Genomic DNA, 16,335 nt, shown 5'->3' with positions numbered 1-16,335 from the left:
CTTCCGTGTCACCGGTCCGTCACGCTCTCCGCCGAGCCCGTCACCCGTACACCGAGCGGTAGTAGGCCACCGCCCCCGGATGGAGCGGGACGGCCCCGGTGGAGACGGCGAACCGGGGCTCCAGCCGGGCCCCCGCCGTCACGGACCGCAGCAGGGTGGCCCACTGGTCGAAGAGGATGCCGAGCAACTGCCGGACGGCGTCCTCGGGCACGCCCGGGCGGGCGGTCAGGTAGTCGCCGACGCCGAGGGTGGCGACCGGGTTGCCCAGGCCGTACGCGCCGGCGGGCAGGGTGACCACCGTGTAGACCGGGCCGTAGCGCTCGCGCAGCGGCGCGGCGACCGCGTCCAGCGGCACGAACCGCAGCGGCAGCTCCCCGGCGAGCGCGGACACGGCGGGTGTCGGCACGCCACCGGACCAGAACACCGCGTCCAACGTGCCGGTGCGCAGCGCGGCCAGCGACTCGGCCAGCCCGAGCGACTGCTGCCGCACGCCGATCCCCGCCTCGCGCAGCAGCCGCGCGGCCGTCACCTGGAGGCCGGAGCCGACCGCGCCGGTCGCCACCCGGCGGCCCGCCAGGTCGGCGAGTTCGCGCACCGGACCGTCGGCGGGGGCCAGCAGGTGCAGGTAGTTGACGTACACCCGGGCCAGGGCGGTCAGGCCGAGCGGGCGGTCGAAGGTGTCGTGGCCCAGCACCGCGTCCTCGGCGACGTCCGCCGTGGTGAGCGCGAGGTCCACGGTGCCGTCGGCGAGTTGCTGGAGGTTGTCCACGCTGGCGGCGCTGCTCACCGGGGTGAGGGTCAGCCACCCGCTCGCCGTCACGGCCTCGGTGAAGGAGCGCCCGAAGGCGTTGTACGGACCGCCCTCGGGGCCGGTCGCCAGCCGCAGCGAGCGCACCGGCCCTTCCCCGCCCGAGCAGCCGGCGGTCAGGGCCGCCACGAGGGCCGCGCCGAGCACGGTGCGGCGGCGCGGGGCGGTGGCGGTCATTGCGGGAAGGATAGCCCGTCGCGCGTCTCGGTTGAACGCGGACACCGCCGGGTCCTCGGGGCGAGGACCCGGCGGTGCCGGGGTGGTGCGAGGTGCGGCCGGGCGTCAGGCGCGGCGGCCGCGCTTGCGGCGGGCGAGGAAGACCGCGCCGCCGCCGACCGCCAGCAGGGCGACGGCCCCGGCCGCGATCGGCCCGGTGTTGGAGTCGGCGCCGGTCTCGGCCAGCGGCGGGCCGGAGACGCTGCTGGTGGCCCCGGCGACGGCGGTGCTGCCGTCGGTGGAGGTCGCCGAGCCGGCCGGGGTGGTGGCCGAGCCGCCGGTGGGCTGGCCGCTCGGGGTGTCGCCGCCGACCGGCTGGCCGGTGGTCGGGTCGAGGATCAGCGTGGCCGACTGCGGGTTCTTGAAGTCGAACATGCCCTCGATGGAGCCGGCGTGCTCGTCGAAGGAGTAGTCGCCGATCCGGCCGGTCTTCCAGTTGTCCTCGACGAAGCGCAGGATCGAGGTCTGGTCGGTCTGGGTGTGGTCGACGAAGTTGGACTTGGCGTACGGGGAGGCCACCAGCAGCGGCAGGCGCGGGCCGAAGCCGCAGCGGTCGGCGTAGCCGCCCCAGCCGGCGTCCTTGCCGCACTGGCCGGGGCCGCTCAGGCTGTCATTGGCGGCGTCGCGCGAGCCGTTGACGGGCTCGGCGAACTTGTGGTCGTACCAGCCGTCCGAGTCGTCGTAGGCGATGACGACGGCGGTGGAGGCCCAGTCCTTGGACTTCTGCACCTTGTTCAGGGTGTCGACGACGAAGTGCTGCTCGTCCAGCGGGTCGGAGTAACCGGCGTGGCCGTCCTGGTAGTTGGCGGCCTTGAGGTAGCTGACGGCGGGCAGGTTGCCGTGCTGGAGGGCGGCGTCGAAGTCGGTCAGGTCGTACTGGTGGTTGGCCTGGCCGTCGTGGCCGATCTCGTCCACGTTCTTCGGCGCGAGGTGCTTCGGGTTCGCCGTGGACTTGTAGTACTGGAAGGGCTCGTGGTGCGGGTTGTAGTCGGTCTGCGAGACGCCCGCGATGTTGTCGTGCGCGGACTCGCAGGCGGCCTTGCCGTCCTTGGTGCCGGTCGGCTTGAAGCCGCCCTGGAACCAGCCCCAGCTGACGCCCTTCTCGTTGAGCAGGTCGCCGATGTTCTTGCCGGTCATGACCAGCTGGTTGTGCTTGGGGTTGGAGCAGTCGTCGTAGCCCGGGTCGGGGTCGTTGATGACGGTGCCTATGCCCTTGGCGTCCGGGGAGGCGACCACGTAGGCGTCGGTGGTCTGCTGGCCGGTCTTCGGGTCGACCGGGTAGCCGCCGTGCAGCTGGCCGGAGACCAGGTTGATCGCGCCGGGGGTGGAGGGCCCGTAGTTGGTGCCGAAGGAGTTGTCGCTCATCGCGAAGCGCTGGGCGTAGTTCCAGTAGCCGGTGACGGTGTTGCCGTCGTAGTAGTCCATCACCAGGCCGGGCGCGGTGTACATCGGGGGCTTGCAGCTCTCGACGTCGGTGTGCTCGACGAACTTGTCCATCTTGCCGCCGTCGAAGGCGAGCTGCTCGTCCTTGTAGGTGTGGTCCTGGTCGCAGGTGACGGCCTGCGCCGGGCCCAGCCGCTGCGGGTTGTTCCGGTTCGGGTTCTTGTGCAGCAGGTCGTCGCTGAGGCCGTCCACCTTCGGGGTGTCGGGCTTGGCGGTGAACTTCACCTTGTCGTCGGCGGTGTTGGCCGCGTTCGGGTAGGTGCCGAAGTAGTGGTCGAAGGAGACGTTCTCCTGGAAGATCACCACCAGGTGCTTGATCGGGGTGGCGGTCTGCGTGCCGTCGGCCGCGAAGGCCGCGGGCGCACCGCCGAAGGCGGCCAGCGAGGCCGCGCCGATCAGGCCGGCACCGTAGCGGAGCCACCTGTTACGGGTGGGGACTGCGTGCATGGTCGGTTCCTCGGACGTCATCGTCATACGTGTCAGAAGGGGGCCGTGACGCGCGTAGCTCTCGCGGCGCGGCGGCTAGACGCTAGAGCGTAGCGGTGAACACGGTTGACGGATCCATGTGAACGCCAGGTAAATCGGCGAGGTTCGGAACTCTGCGCCAAGACCTCCGCCAGGCAGACAAGTCCGATGAATGTCTCTCGAATCCGATGATTACGGGACAGGTTTCGACGGTTTCAGGCCAGGAATGTCGTTTCCGTCCCGGTCGGGTCGCGGGCAGCTCCTGCGCGAAACCGTGGTCGAAGTCACGGAACATCACCGACCGGCCTCCAAGAACAGCCGGGGGCGGGCGCCCTGTTCGGGTGCCCGCCCGCGGAGTCGGTCAGGGGGTGCCGGTCAGGAGGCGGCGGCCTCGGCCTGGATGCCCTGGAGGGCCGCCACCAGGGAGTCGACGTCCTGCACGGTGTTGTACAGGGCCAGCGAGGCCCGGGCCGCCGCCTGCAAGCCGTAGGCGGCGAGGGCGGGTTGGGCGCAGTGGTGGCCGGCCCGGACGGCGATGCCCTGCTGGTCGAGCGCCCCGGCGAGGGCGATCGGGTCGGTGCCGGCGAGCAGGAAGGTGAGCACTCCGATCTTGCCCGGGGCCTCGCCGATCAGCCGCAGGCCGGGCACGGTCCGCAGCGCGGTGGTGGCGTAGGCGGTGAGCTGCTCCTCGTGGGCGGAGGCGGCCTGGCGGTCCAGGCCGGAGAGGTACCGCAGGGCCGCCCGCAGCCCGGCCACCCCGCCGATGTGGCCGGTGCCGGCCTCCAGGCGGTGCGGGACGGGGGCGTAACTGGTCTCCTCGAAGCTCACCGAGTCGATCATGTTGCCGCCGCCCTGCCACGGCGGCATGGCCTCGAGCAGCTCCCGCTTGCCGTACAGCGCGCCGATCCCGGTCGGGCCGAAGACCTTGTGGCCGCAGAAGGCGTAGAAGTCGGCGTCCACAGCGGTGACGTCCACCTGGAAGTGAGCCACCGCCTGGGCGCCGTCGACCAGCACCTTGGCGCCGTAGCGGTGGGCGAGCGCGGTCATCTCGGCCACCGGCGGGGCGGTCCCCAGCACGTTCGACGCGTGGGTGAGCGCCACCAGCCTGGTCCGGAAGCCGAGCAGGTCCCGGTAGGCGTCCTGGTCCAACTGCCCGTCCGGGAGCAGCGGGATCGGGACGATCCGGGCCCGGCGCTCCTTGGCGATCAGTTGCCAGGGCACCAGGTTGGAGTGGTGCTCGGCGGCGGAGACCAGGATCTCGTCGCCGACGCCGAGGTTGGCGCGCCCCCAGGTCTGGGCGACCAGGTTGACGGCCTCGGTGGTGCCCCGGACGAGGGCACGCGGGGGCGGTCGGGCCTCGGTCACCCCTGCGGCGCGGCGGGCAGCGCCCGCAGCCGGCTGACCGGGGAGACGAGCAGCCCGACCACCACGGCGGCGGAGCCGACCGCCGCGACGATCAGCGCGCCCCGGGCGCCTAGTTGACCGGTGAGCAGCCCGGCGGCGAGGCCGCCCAGCGATCCGCCGCCGAACAGCAGGGTCCGGAAGGCCGCCGTCATCCGCCCCATCATCGACTGGGGCGTGACGGCCTGGCGGAGGCTGACGATGATCACCCCCGCCACGCCGAGGCCGAGGTAGGTGGTGAAGAAGGACAGCACGAACATCCCGATCATCACCGGCCGCGGCCCCGCGGCGGCGGGGATCAGGCCCGGGCCCAGCAGCAGCGCCGACTGGCCGACCAGGTAGACCCGGCCGAGCGGGAAGCGGGCGATCACCCGCCGGGCGATCAGCGCGCCGATCAGTCCGCCGACGGAGGCCGTCGAGAAGACCGCGCCGATCGTCCCGTCGCCGAGGCGGAGGTCGTGGTGGCCGTAGAGCAGGAACATCGTCCACACGGTGATCATCGAGAAGTTGCAGCAGAAGCCGATCAGCGCGAGCGAGCGCAGCACCCGGTCCCGCATCACCCAGCCCATGCCGTCCTTGAGTTCGCGCCACAGGTGCCGCTCGGCGGCCGGTTCCGGGGCGGGCTCCGTGGTGCGGATCGACAGCAACGAGACCAGGGACACCAGGTAGGAGCAGGCGTCGACGAGCACGGCCACGGGCGCGCCGACCGCCGACACCAGGACGCCGCCCAGCCCGGGCCCGGCGACGTCGGCGGCGGAGGAACTGGTGCTCATCCTGGCGCTGGCCTCGACGTAGTGCTCGGGGCCCCGCACCAGCACCGGCACGTAGGACATCCAGCTGACGTCGAACACCACCGAGGCGATGCCGACCGTACAGGCGATCACCATCAGCACGGGCAGGTCGAGCGCGTGCCACCAGTAGAGCAGCGGCACCAGGGCCAGCAGGACCAGCCGGACCAGGTTGGCGCCGAGCATGACCGGCCGCCGCCGGTGCCGGTCCGCCCACACGCCGATGACCAGGGCGAGCCCGAGGTAGGGGACGAGCTGCAGGAAGCGCAGCAGTCCGACCTGTTCGTCGGTCGCGCCGAAGGCGCCGATGGCGGTGAGCGGAAGGGCGAGGTTGGTGACCTGGGTGCCGAGCAGCGAGACCGTCTCGCCGACCCAGAACCGGAGGAAGTCGTGGTTGTGCCACAGGCTCTGCCGCGCGGGTTCGGTGCTCGGCGGGGACGGGGCCTGGGTCGTCCCGGTCATCGGGCGCTCCTCGCCAGCTCGGCCACCGTGCCGGCCACCGCGTCGACCTCGTCCTCGGTGTTGTAGTAGTGCGGCGACAGTCGCAGGCACCACTCCACCTCCTTGTCGGCGAAGTCGAACTGCGCGAACTCCCGGTAGCTGAGGGCGGAGTTGATGCCGTGCGCGTCCATCGCCGCCTTGAACGGCGCGGCCTGCCAGCCCTCGATGGTGAAGGTGACCAGGGCGGCCGGCGCGGGCCCGCCGTCGAGCGCGCGGACACCGGGGACGGCGGCCAGCCGCTCGCGCAGCCGGCCGGCCAGCGCGGGGGTGCGCCGGGCCACCGGCTCCAGGCCGACCCGCAGCGCGTAGCGGACGGCGGCGGCGCAGCCGAGGACGGTGGCGTACGGGAACTCCCACTCCTCGAACCGGGCCGCCGTGTCGACCGGCCGGTAGTAGCCGGGGGCGACCCAGCGCGCGCCGTGCATGTCGATGTGGAGCGGCTCGTACCCGGCCGTCAGCACCCGGTCGGAGACGTAGAGGAAACCCGAACCGCGCGGGCCGCGGAGGAACTTGCGGCAGGTCGCGGTGAGCAGGTCGCAGCCGATCGCCTCGACGTCGATCGGGTACTGGCCGACCGACTGGCAGGCGTCGACCAGGTACAGCAGGTCGAGTTCCCGGCAGTGCCGGCCGATCTCGGCGACCGGCTGGACCAGCCCGGAGTTGGTGGGCACGTGGGTCACGGCGACCAGGCGCGGCCGGTGGGCGCGCATCAGCGCGGCCATGGCCTCGACGTCGACGCCGCTGCCGTCGGGATGGTCGGGGGCGTGCACGATCCGGACGCCGTGGCGCTTGCGCAGGGACAGGAAGGCGATCTGGTTGGACACGAAGTCGTTGCGGGTGGTCAGGACGACGTCCCCGGGCCGGAAGTCGATCGCGGACAGGGCCTTGGTGTACGCGTGGGTCGCGCTCGCGGCGAAGGCGAGGTTGCCGGGGCGGGTGCCGAGGAGTTCGGCGAGCGCGGCGTAGAAGTCGGCAACCTCGGCGGCGCGGGCGGCGGCGGCCTCGTAGCCGCCGATGCCCGCCTCCAGGCGCAGGTGGTCGAGCACCGTCTCCAGGACCGGACGGGCCATCAGTCCGGCGCCGGCGTTGTTGAAGTGGATCACCGCCTCGCAGCCGGGGGTGTCGGCCCGGAGGGCGGCGAGGTCCAGGACCGGTTCCTGGCTTGGGTTCAGGAACGGTTTCCGGCTGAGGTCCAGGACCGGTTCTCGGCCGGGGTTCAGGAGCGGTTCCGGGCTGGAGGCGAAAGCGCTATTCTCGTTCTTCATGTCTGACAGTAGCAGTATCGAGACCCTGGTGGCGATCCTCCGGACGGAGATCGCCCGCCTCTCCCCGGGCGACCGCCTGCCCAGCAGCCGGGACCTGATCACCCGTCACGGAGTCGGGCCGGTCACCGTCTCCCGGGCGATCGCCCTGCTCGCCGCCGAGGGCGCGGTGGTGACCCGGCCCGGGAGCGGCACCTACGTCGCGGCCCGCCGCCCGCCGACCGGCGGCGGCGAACCGGACACCTCCTGGCAGGCGGTGGCGCTGGCCGGCCGCCCGTTCGCCCCCGAGGCGCCCGACGAGCCCGGCACGGTGCCCGTCGGCACCATCCCGCTGTCCGGGGGCTACCCGCACGAGAGCCTCCAGCCCACCCGCCTGCTCGGCGGCGCCCTGGCCCGGGCCGCCCGCCGCCCGGACGCCTGGCACCGCGCCCCGGCGGCCGGCCTGACCACGCTGCGGACGATCTTCGCCCGGCAGGCGGGCGGCGACGTCGGCCCGGACGACGTGCTGGTCACCGGGGGAGGGCAGGGCGCGCTGTCACTGCTGTTCCGCGCCGTCGCCGCGCCGGGCAGCCCGATCCTGGTCGAGTCGCCCACCTACGCCGGCGCGCTCGCCGCCGCGCGCTCCGCCGGACTGCACCCGGTGCCCGTGCCGATGGACGACCAGGGTCTGCGTCCCGACCTGCTCGCCGAGGCCTTCGCCGTGACCGGCGCGCGCCTGCTCTACTGCCAGCCCACCTTCCACAACCCGACCGGGACGGTCCTCTCCGGCGAACGGCGCGGCCAGATCGTCGACGTGGCCCGCGCCGCCGGGGCGTTCCTGATCGAGGACGACTTCGCCCGCCACCTCGGCCACGGCCGGCCGGTGCCCCGGCCGCTGGTCGCCGACGACCGGGACGGCACCGTCGTCCACCTCACCTCGCTGACCAAGCCCGCCTCGCCCAGCCTGCGGATCGGCGCGCTGATCGCCCGCGGCCCGGTGATGCGGCGGCTGCTCGGGATGCGGCGGGTGGACGACTTCTTCATCGCCCGCCCGCTCCAGGAGGCCGCGGTCGAACTGCTCAGCACCCCGGCCTGGGACCGGCACCTGCGCGCCCTGTCCGCCGCCCTGCATCAGCGCTGCGCCGTCCTGGCCGACGCCCTGGCGCGGGAGGTGCCGGACTGGACGCTGCACCGGGTGCCGGAGGGCGGCCTGCACCTGTGGGTCAGGCTGCCGGCCGGGTGCACCGAGGAGGCCGTCGCGGAGGCGGCCCGGGCACACCGGGTGGCCGTCAACCTCGGCCACCACCACTTCCCGGCCGAGCCGCCGGCCGCCCACCTGCGGCTCGGCTTCGCCGCCGCGGCCGAACCCGCCGAACTCGTCGAGGCGGCGGCCCGCCTGGGCGCCGTGGCCGCCCGGGCGTGACGGCGGGACGGGCGTGACGGCGGGACGGCGCAGCAGCGCGGCGGCCCGGCGGCTCGCGGCTCAGGCGTAGATCGCGATCCGGGACTCCACCGTCCCCTGGGCGGGCGAGTGGAGCACGGTGAGCCGGTACCGCTCGGTGAGCGTGTGGTGGCTGTGCAGGACGATCTTCGCCGGGATCAGGCTGGTGTAGAGCGTGCCCGTCTGGCTGCCGAGCGGCAGGGCGTGCCAGCGGCCGTCGCGCCCCAGCTGTTCGAGCCGGATGTCCGACGGGCTGAGGAACGGGCCGTTCTGCGGCGACTCGACCAGGATCTGCGGGGCGACGGTCTGGTCCGTCGGGTTGTCGTTGCGGTAGCTGAAGGTGATCCGGTGCGGCGCCCGGTCGGTCGGCAGCGCGGTGTCGGGCAGGTCCACGAAGCGGACCGGTGCCGCGGCGGCCGCCGATGCGGTCGGGGGTTCGGAGGCCGCCTGCGCGGGCGGCGTCAGTGCCGCGGTCGGCAGCAGGGCGGCGAGGGCGGCGACGGTCAGCACCAGAGCCCGACGGGGGATCGTCCTGGTCGGCATGGCGCCTCCTTCGGTCGATGAAGCGGCGGCGGGGGAGCGACCGCCTGCCGGACGGTGCCCGCGGTGTCACGGACGGTGGCCGCCCGAGCGGTCCGTTCCCCTCCACCCTGCACGCGCCCGGCGGATGGCGCATCCGCCGGGCACGGAACCGCTGCTCGACCGCGAGTGGTCGCACCGTCCCTCGGCCTCGTCCCGCGCGGCCCGCACGGCCGCGTGCCGCCGCGCCGGCGGACGGAGGAACCGGTTCGCCGTTCCGCACCACGGTCAGACGCCAAGTGCTGTCGGAGCAGGTCGGCCGGCCCTGCAGGGTGTCCGCACCAGCCCGAGGAGGAGTGATGCCCGAAACCGCCACCAAGGTGATGCCGGACGAGGGGATCCGTTTCACTGCTCACCCCCGCCAACGCCGCCCTGGCCCTCATCGACTACCAGCCCCAACCGGTCTTCCACATCCAGTCGATGGACCGCCAACTGCTGGTCGGCAACGTCGTCGCGCTGGCCAGAACGGCGCGGCTGCTCCGGCTTCCCACCGTCCTGACGACCGTCGTGGCCCGTGACTTCGCCGGCCCCCTCCTCCCACAGCTGGCCGAGGTCTTCCCCGAGCAGGAACCGATCGACCGGACCAACCTCAACGCCTGGCAGGTGGACGCCTTCCGTTCCGCCGTCGAGGCCACCGGCCGCAGCAAGCTGCTGATGGCCGGAATCTGGACCGAGGTCTGCCTGATGACGCCCGCCCTCTCGGCCCTGGAGGCCGGATACGAGGTGTACTTCGTCGTCGACGCGGTCGGTGGGGTCAGCGCCGAGGCGCACACGGCGGCCGTTCACCGGCTGGTCCGGGCAGGCGCCGTCCCGGTCACCTGGATCGCCGTGCTACAGGAACTGCAGCGCGACTGGAGCCGCACCGACACGGTCGACGGCGCGTACGAGATCGCCCGCGCGTACGGCGGCTCCCGGGGGCAGGGGATCGTCTACCGGCAGGACCCGTCGCTCACCTGACATGGTCAGCTCAGCGGACGGCAGAGCAGCGCGTCGGGGACGCCGTACTGGAGCCAGCGCCAGGTGTCGGCCACGCCGGCGACGTACTCGTCGTCGGCGCACTGGCCCTTGTAGGTGCCGGGCGCCCAGTCGCTCGCGGCGGAGCCGCCGGTGGCGGGCCGGTTGTCGCCGTGGTCGAACCAGAGCGTGCGGCCGGTGGTGGGCAGGGCGGTGGCGGACGGGGCGCAGAGCAGCGCGGACATCGCGTTGCCGTGCACGCTGTAGCCCACGGCGAAGGTGTCGTCGGGGCACTGGAGCTTGTCGTAGCCGGACGCCCAGTCGCCCCCGGTGACGTAGCGCTGGTCGGTGACGGACACCCAGTCGCCGGCGCCGACGGCGGGCTGGCCGGCGTCGGTGCACAGGCCGCGACTGCTGCTGCGGCCGAGGCCGGCCAGGCGCTGGCCGTCCGGGCAGTCGCCCTTGCGGTTGCCGTAGCTCCAGTCGGGCCGGGCCAGCATGCGGCTGGAGACGTTCTGGTCCCCGTGGTCGAGGTCGAGCATGTTCCAGCGGGCGACCGGTGCGACCGGTCCGGTGTACGAGGGGGCGTTGACCAGCTTGTTCCAGTCGGCGGCGCGCCAGTCGCCGGGGTCGTTCAGACCGAGTTGCCGGCCGGAGGTGTCGTAGGAGAGCAGCGCCCAGTTGTCGTTCGGGACGCCGTCGTGCTGCCAGCCGACCAGCGGCCAGACGGCGAAGTCGGTGTCGTTGGCGGCCAGGACGTCGGTGAAGCGGTCGAACCAGGCCTGCTCCTTGGCGTCCGTGGAGCCGCGCCCGGCGGCGCCGAACTCGCTGACCCAGACCGGAGCGGTGAAGTGCTGGCCGGTCTGGGTGACGAACAGGGCCTCCTGGTTCACCACTTGGGCGAGCTGGTCGGGGGTGAAGTCCTCGTAGCGCGGGTCGCTGGTGGAGCCGGGGCCGCTGCCCGCGCCGGTGTTGGCCGGGCCGGTGTAGGCGTAGAAGTGGGCGGCGTAGACCAGCTTGTCGGACCGGATCAGGGTGTTGGACAGGGTGGCCACCGGGGTGAGCATCGGCCGGCCGTGGGAGAACCCGGCGGCGGGGACGCCGTACCAGTTGATGCCCTCCATGACGACCAGCAGGTCGGGGTCGGCCTGGAGGATCCGGTTGCCGGCCTCCTCGAAGGCGGCGTACTCGTCGTGGCCGTCGCCCATCCCCCAGTTGGGGTCGTCCCAGACGTCCCGGCGGACCTCGTTGCGCAGGTCCGCGCCGACGACCCGCTTGTCCGCCCGGTAGCGGTTCGCCATGAACACCCAGTCGTCCTCCCACTGCCGGGTGCTCTGGCCGCTGTTCCACCGCTCGTTGCCGTCCAGGCCGCAGCAGAAGCGGTAGCTGGTGGTGTGGTTGTTGAGGATGACCGCGAACCCGTCGGCGGTCAGCGCGGCCACGACGGCGTCGTAGACCTGCAGCGGGGTCCTGCCCCTGAGCTGCGGATTGGCGGCGACGGCGGCGTCCGGGACGGTACTGGTGTCGTGGATCAGCGCGTTGGCGAACGGCAGCCGGACGGCGTTCAGGCCCAGGCCGTGGAAGCCCGCCAGGATCTGGCCGATCGGTGCCCGGTCCAGGCCGAGCGGGATGTTGTACGAGACCTGGCCGGCCTGGTTGTCCGCCGGATCGGTGGTCGAGCCGCTGCCCTCCCAGGTGCCTTGCGCACCAGCCCAGTTGCCGGCCTTGAGCTTGAACCGGTCGCCGTTCGCGTCGACCACGTACCGGCCCCGGGTGCTCAGCGGGCCGGCCCAGGAGGCGGCGAGCTGGGGGCCGGTCAGCACGGGCCCGGCGGTCGGTGCGGGCGCGGCGGTGGGTGCGGCTGGTGCGGGTGAGGCGGTGCCGATGAGGGCGGCCAGCAGGGCCGCCACCGCGAGCACGGCTCGACGAGCCGGGCGGATGGGTATCACGGGTCTCTCCAGGACGGGGGTGGCAGGGGCAGGGCTTGTCGACGGTACGTCAAAACCACTGTTCAGGACGAGACCGTCGACCGGGACCCTTATGACCCGCCGAGACGGTCAGATGACCGTGGTGAGGAAGCCGGCCGTGCGCAGCACGGAGAGGATCGCCTCGACGGCGGAGGTCTCGTGGGTGCGGCCGGTGGTGCGGTGGGCGGCGAGCAGGGCGGCCCGGGGGTGGCCCGGGCGGGCGGGGTGGATCCGCAGGCCGATGCTGTTCGATCAGCCGCAGGGCCGTGCCGGTGATCAACTCCCGGGAGAGCACGACGCGTTGCTTGGTGGGTCTGCGGCGGCGCCGGCGGGGCTCGGGCACTGCGCGTTCGCTCATGCCGCGCAGGCTGTGTCGACGCCGTTGACGGACGACAGGGGTCGGCCGGCGGATTTCCGGGCGCGGCGGTCCGGATCGTCCTCCGCTCGCGGACGAAGCTTGCTCCCGGGGCTGGTGGGTTGGAATGAATCGCGGACGGTTCTGTGCGAGCTGTGTCGAAATTCCACGACCTTCGTAGTCGTGTTCGACGCGACGGTCACCTTCCGCGGTCGGGCGCTTTTGTCGACATGACGCTTGTTCCGTGCCCAGAGGACGCCTCGGGCCGGATCCGTGCTGGTCGGAACGGTCGCACCGTGAGTTGCCGAAGAGGGGGGCGTCAAGGAGACGCCTGACTGAACATCAAAGTTCCACGTTCTGCTACCTAGTTGGGTGAATTGCCTTTAAGCTCACGTTAATCATGTCGGATTCAGGCCACTCTGTGGGCTTCCTCCGGTAGTCGGGCCATTGGGCCTTTCAGACGATGAGAGCAGGGATGAGAACAACGAACGAACTGATGAACGGCGCCGCGCGCGGCCCGTCCCGGTCACGGCCGGACCTGCCCGGCCGTCGTGCCGTCGGCCGGTTCGCGGCGCTCGCCATCGCCGTCGGCAGCAGCTCGCTGGCGGCCGTCCCGGCGGCGGTCTCGCAGACCGGCGACGGGACGGTCACCGTGAAGGTGATCCGAGCCGTGGACAACTCCGGCACGTACACGCCCGCGCTGGAGCCGGGCATGGCGGGCGTCAAGGTGACGCTCACCGATGACGCCGGGGTCTCGATCGACGGGACCACGGCGGCGGACGGCACGGTGACGCTGTCGCCCGCGACCGGCAAGGCCACCGGCGGCAAGTACCGGGTGCAGGTGGTGAACCCGAAGCCGGGCGTGCTGTTCCCGGCCTTCGCCTCCCGCCAGGGGCTGGACGGCGCGCCCGACCAGCTCAGCTCCAACGAGGAGTTCGTCGACCTCTCCGGGGGCAAGAACGTCTCCTACACCACCGGGTTGTGGAACCCGGCGGACTACTGCCAGAAGAACGCGCCGCTGGCGACGGCCTGTCAGACGCCCACCTACCAGGGCGGCGCCCAGCGCACGCTGGTCACCTTCCCGTACAGCGCGCGCGGCCAGGACGGCGTCACCGCCAACGCCACCGACATCGCCACCGACGCCGAGACCGGCACGATCTACGGCCTCGCCTGGAACAAGGCCGACAAGCGGCTGTTCTCCGCGGCGACGGCCAAGCGGACCACCGACTACGGCCCCGGCGGCTCCGGCGGGATCTACGTCACCGACCTGAGCGACCCGGCGAAGAAGAAGACGACCGTCTTCACCACCGTGCCGAACGCGGGCAGCACCGCGCACGGGCCGGGGACGGACGACGCCTTCCTCGACGTGCCCGGAAAGGAGAGCCTGGGCGGCATCAAGATCACCGACGACGGCAAGGACCTGTTCGTCGTCAACCTGAACGACCGCAAGCTCTACCGCTACGACGCCACCAAGCCGACGGCCTCGGCGCCCAAGGCCTCCTACCCGATCCCGGACCCGGGCTGCCCGTCGGCTGCGGACTGGCGGCCGTACGGCCTCGGCATGCAGGACGGCACCGGCTACCTCGGCGGGGTCTGCTCCGGCGAGTCCACCGGCAAGCTCACCGACGTGCGCGCCATGGTCCTGCCGTTCGACCTCGGCACCGGGGAGTTCGGCAAGCCGGTGCTGAACCAGCCGATGGACTACCCGCGGCAGTCCACCGTCGGCGGCGGCCCGTGCGACGGCGCGGGCTGGTTCGCGTGGACCAGCACCTTCCCGGCCTCGCAGAACGGAAAGGTCTGCGGCAGGACCACCATCGCGTTCCCCGAACCGGAGCTCGGCGAGATCCTGTTCGAGACCGACGGCTCGATGCTGCTGGCCTTCAAGGACCGCTTCGCCGACCGCGGACCGGGCGCCCCGGCGCCCAATTCGGCCACCGTGATGTCCGGCGGCGACCTCGACAAGGCCTGCCCGTCGAACGGCACGTACGTGATGGACGTCAACCTCGGCTGCGGCAAGACCGTCCGGGGCGCCCGGTTCTTCTCCACCGGCTGGGACGAGGTGGGCCACCACAACACGGTGTTCGCCGGCATCGCGCTCTCCAAGGTCGAGAGCACCGTCGCCGGCTCCGCCTTCGACCCGGACCACACCGCGGTCGGCTACGGCACGTCGTTCATGGAGCGGGCGGACGGCGCGCACGACCCGAAGTTCGGCCTGCGGCTGACTCCGGCGGGGACCGCCTCGCCGTTCGGCAAGGGCGCCGCGATGGGCGACCTCGAAGTGCTCTGCGACCAGGCGCCGCTGCAGATCGGCAACCGGGTCTGGTACGACCCCGAGCGCAAGGGCATCCAGAACCCGGGCCAGCTCCCGGTGAAGGGCGCCACCGTCAACCTCTACGACGAGTCGGGCAAGGTGGTCGGCACCACCAGGACGACGGCGCGCGGCGAGTACTACTTCGACGACAGCAACGTCACGGGGGGCCTCAAGCCGCACACCAAGTACACGATCCGCATCGACAACCCCGCCGACTACGCCAAGGGCGGCCCGCTGTACCGCTGGGTCCCCACGGACCACGACGTCGGCGACAACCACTTCATCGACTCCAAGGGCATCGTCCCGGCCGGCACCAAGTTCCCCGAACGGGCGCTGACCACCGGCGGACCGGGCGAGAACAACCACACCTACGACTTCGGCTACCGCCAGCAGGAGGGCGCGCTGAAGCTGGTCAAGCACGACCAGGACGGCAAACCGCTGGCCGGTGCCAAGTTCCGGCTGTGGCACGAGACCAACGGCACCGACGGTCTGCAGACCACCGGGGCCAAGCCGGACACCCCCGTCGGTGACCCCTGCACCACCGGCGCCGACGGCATCTGCCAGGGCAGCGGCGTGCCCGGGACGTACTACTGGCAGGAGCTGAGCCCGCCCGACGGCTACTCGGCGCCGGACAGCACGGTCTTCGGACCGCTGGTGCTCACCGCCGACAACCTCGAGGACGGGGTCAGCGTCACGGCCGTCAACAAGCTGATCCCCACCCCGACGCCGACGTCGACCCCGACGCCAACCCCGACGCCGACGCCGACCACACCGCCGAGCACGCCGGCCCCACCGGCGCCCGCTCCCGGTGGCGAACTGCCGCACACCGGTGCGAGCAGCGGGCTCCCGCTGATCGCGACCGGTGCCGCGGCGCTGATCGCCCTCGGTGGGGCACTGTACGTGCTGGTGCGCCGACGCCGGGCCCAGCACCGCTAGGAGCTGTCCCGCTCTGACGGGATGGTGACACCCGGATCGGGCGGGCTCGCGGACCGCAACGGACCGCGAACCCGCCCGACTCCCGTGTTCGACGCGGACGTGAAGAAGAGATCGGAGTGGACCCCCGGATGGCCCGGAAGACGAAGACCAGCCCCCGCCCGCCCCGGCGCAGGCGGACCCGCCGGCTGACGGCGCTGATCGCGACCGTGGTGTGCGCCGCCGTGGCGGGCGGCGTCGTCGCCTACCAGACCGTCTCCGACCAGGCCCCGGAACGCCCGGTCACCACCGAGGAGGCGGGACGGCTGGCACTGTCCCGGCTGAACCTCTACCAGGCCAGCCCGGTCGGGGTGGTGCTCACCGCCGACGAGGGCGGGGGAGTGCGGATCCGGGTCGAGGGCGTCGTGGACTACCGCACCCACCGTGGCGTGGGCCGCTACCGGAGCACCGGCGCGAGCGGGTCGCTCGACCACGGCCTGGTGGTCTGGGACACCGGCGGCCTCGGCCTGGCCCCCGAGCCGGCGGGCGACCAGAGCCCGCCCTGGGAGCAGGCAGAACACATCCCCCGCTCCGGCTGGTCGCCGCGCTCGTACACCGCCGACCCCTTGGACGCCGGCCTCCAACTGCTCACCCAGGTCGGCGCCGACCGTCCGGACAACCCGCTGCTGCTCGCCCAGTCCGGCGCTCGCTGGCTCGGCCGGGACCGGATCGACGGCCGGGGCTACGACCGCTTCGCCGGCCCGCGCGCCCAGGGCGCCGCGCCGGACGGAAAGAGCTCACCGCTGACGTACTGGGTCGACGGCGACGGCAACCTGCGCCGGGTCACCATGCGGATGGCGGGCCTGGGCACCCCGACCAGCGTGGACTTCTCCGGCCGCGACGCCGACGCCAAGCTCCCCGAGGCGCCCTGGCTCACCGGCTGACCACGCCCG

The 16,335-nt window shown here is 72.7% G+C and carries 11 protein-coding genes and 1 pseudogene; 4 read left to right on the top strand and 8 right to left on the bottom strand.

Annotated features, from left to right (window positions below):
- Positions 1 to 40: 40 nt before the first annotated feature.
- The 5 genes from ACWCYO_RS20015 to ACWCYO_RS19995 all read right to left on the bottom strand — a co-directional run bounded on the left by ACWCYO_RS20015 (position 41) and on the right by ACWCYO_RS19995 (position 6,887).
- Positions 41 to 985 carry a TAXI family TRAP transporter solute-binding subunit gene (locus tag ACWCYO_RS20015; RefSeq protein ID WP_270149743.1) on the bottom strand — a complete coding sequence of 315 codons (945 nt, stop codon included), beginning with the start codon at positions 983 to 985 and terminating at the stop codon, positions 41 to 43.
- Between the two features lie 105 nt (positions 986 to 1,090).
- A complete protein-coding gene (locus ACWCYO_RS20010) occupies positions 1,091 to 2,914 on the bottom strand; it encodes a phospholipase C (protein WP_449784953.1) in 1,824 nt (607 codons plus the stop codon).
- A 393-nt stretch (positions 2,915 to 3,307) separates the two neighbouring features.
- Positions 3,308 to 4,297, bottom strand: a complete 990-nt coding sequence (locus ACWCYO_RS20005) for an aminotransferase class V-fold PLP-dependent enzyme (protein ID WP_449784952.1) — start codon at positions 4,295 to 4,297, stop codon at positions 3,308 to 3,310.
- The gene (locus ACWCYO_RS20000; protein ID WP_270149746.1) at positions 4,294 to 5,583 is read right to left on the bottom strand and encodes an MFS transporter; all 1,290 of its coding nucleotides are present in this window, start codon (positions 5,581 to 5,583) and stop codon (positions 4,294 to 4,296) included. Before ACWCYO_RS20000 ends, ACWCYO_RS20005 begins: the two co-directional genes overlap by 4 nt.
- Positions 5,580 to 6,887 carry an aminotransferase class V-fold PLP-dependent enzyme gene (locus tag ACWCYO_RS19995; protein WP_449784951.1) on the bottom strand — a complete coding sequence of 436 codons (1,308 nt, stop codon included), beginning with the start codon at positions 6,885 to 6,887 and terminating at the stop codon, positions 5,580 to 5,582. Before ACWCYO_RS19995 ends, ACWCYO_RS20000 begins: the two co-directional genes overlap by 4 nt.
- Between ACWCYO_RS19995 and ACWCYO_RS19990 the strand changes: the two genes are divergently transcribed.
- Complete coding sequence (locus ACWCYO_RS19990; protein WP_270149748.1) at positions 6,886 to 8,286, top strand: aminotransferase-like domain-containing protein; 1,401 nt, start codon at positions 6,886 to 6,888, stop codon at positions 8,284 to 8,286. The genes ACWCYO_RS19995 and ACWCYO_RS19990 overlap by 2 nt on opposite strands.
- Positions 8,287 to 8,346: 60 nt before the next feature.
- Here ACWCYO_RS19990 and ACWCYO_RS19985 read toward each other — a convergent pair whose 3' ends face one another.
- On the bottom strand, positions 8,347 to 8,847 hold the full coding sequence (locus ACWCYO_RS19985) for a hypothetical protein (protein ID WP_270149749.1): 501 nt from the start codon (positions 8,845 to 8,847) through the stop codon (positions 8,347 to 8,349).
- A 384-nt stretch (positions 8,848 to 9,231) separates the two neighbouring features.
- Here ACWCYO_RS19985 and ACWCYO_RS19980 point away from each other — a divergent pair, with 384 nt between their 5' ends.
- Positions 9,232 to 9,840: a hydrolase gene (locus ACWCYO_RS19980; RefSeq protein WP_449784966.1), complete on the top strand. Its 609-nt coding sequence runs from the start codon at positions 9,232 to 9,234 to the stop codon at positions 9,838 to 9,840.
- Between the two features lie 5 nt (positions 9,841 to 9,845).
- On the opposite strand, the gene ACWCYO_RS19975 is transcribed toward ACWCYO_RS19980, so the two are convergent.
- Positions 9,846 to 11,783, bottom strand: a complete 1,938-nt coding sequence (locus ACWCYO_RS19975; RefSeq protein ID WP_449784965.1) for a glycoside hydrolase family 5 protein — start codon at positions 11,781 to 11,783, stop codon at positions 9,846 to 9,848.
- A gap of 129 nt (positions 11,784 to 11,912) precedes the next feature.
- Positions 11,913 to 12,162, bottom strand: a pseudogene (locus ACWCYO_RS19970) (hypothetical protein); the annotation flags it as partial.
- Between the two features lie 472 nt (positions 12,163 to 12,634).
- Here ACWCYO_RS19970 and ACWCYO_RS19965 point away from each other — a divergent pair.
- Positions 12,635 to 15,406: an SdrD B-like domain-containing protein gene (locus ACWCYO_RS19965; protein WP_449784950.1), complete on the top strand. Its 2,772-nt coding sequence runs from the start codon at positions 12,635 to 12,637 to the stop codon at positions 15,404 to 15,406.
- A 128-nt stretch (positions 15,407 to 15,534) separates the two neighbouring features.
- Positions 15,535 to 16,326 carry a hypothetical protein gene (locus ACWCYO_RS19960; protein ID WP_449784949.1) on the top strand — a complete coding sequence of 264 codons (792 nt, stop codon included), beginning with the start codon at positions 15,535 to 15,537 and terminating at the stop codon, positions 16,324 to 16,326.
- Positions 16,327 to 16,335 lie beyond the last annotated feature (9 nt).

The organism is Kitasatospora sp. NPDC001683 (assembly GCF_053596495.1).
The sequence above is the reverse complement of the archived record's forward strand: the minus strand, read 5'-3'. Positions and strand labels throughout refer to the sequence as shown.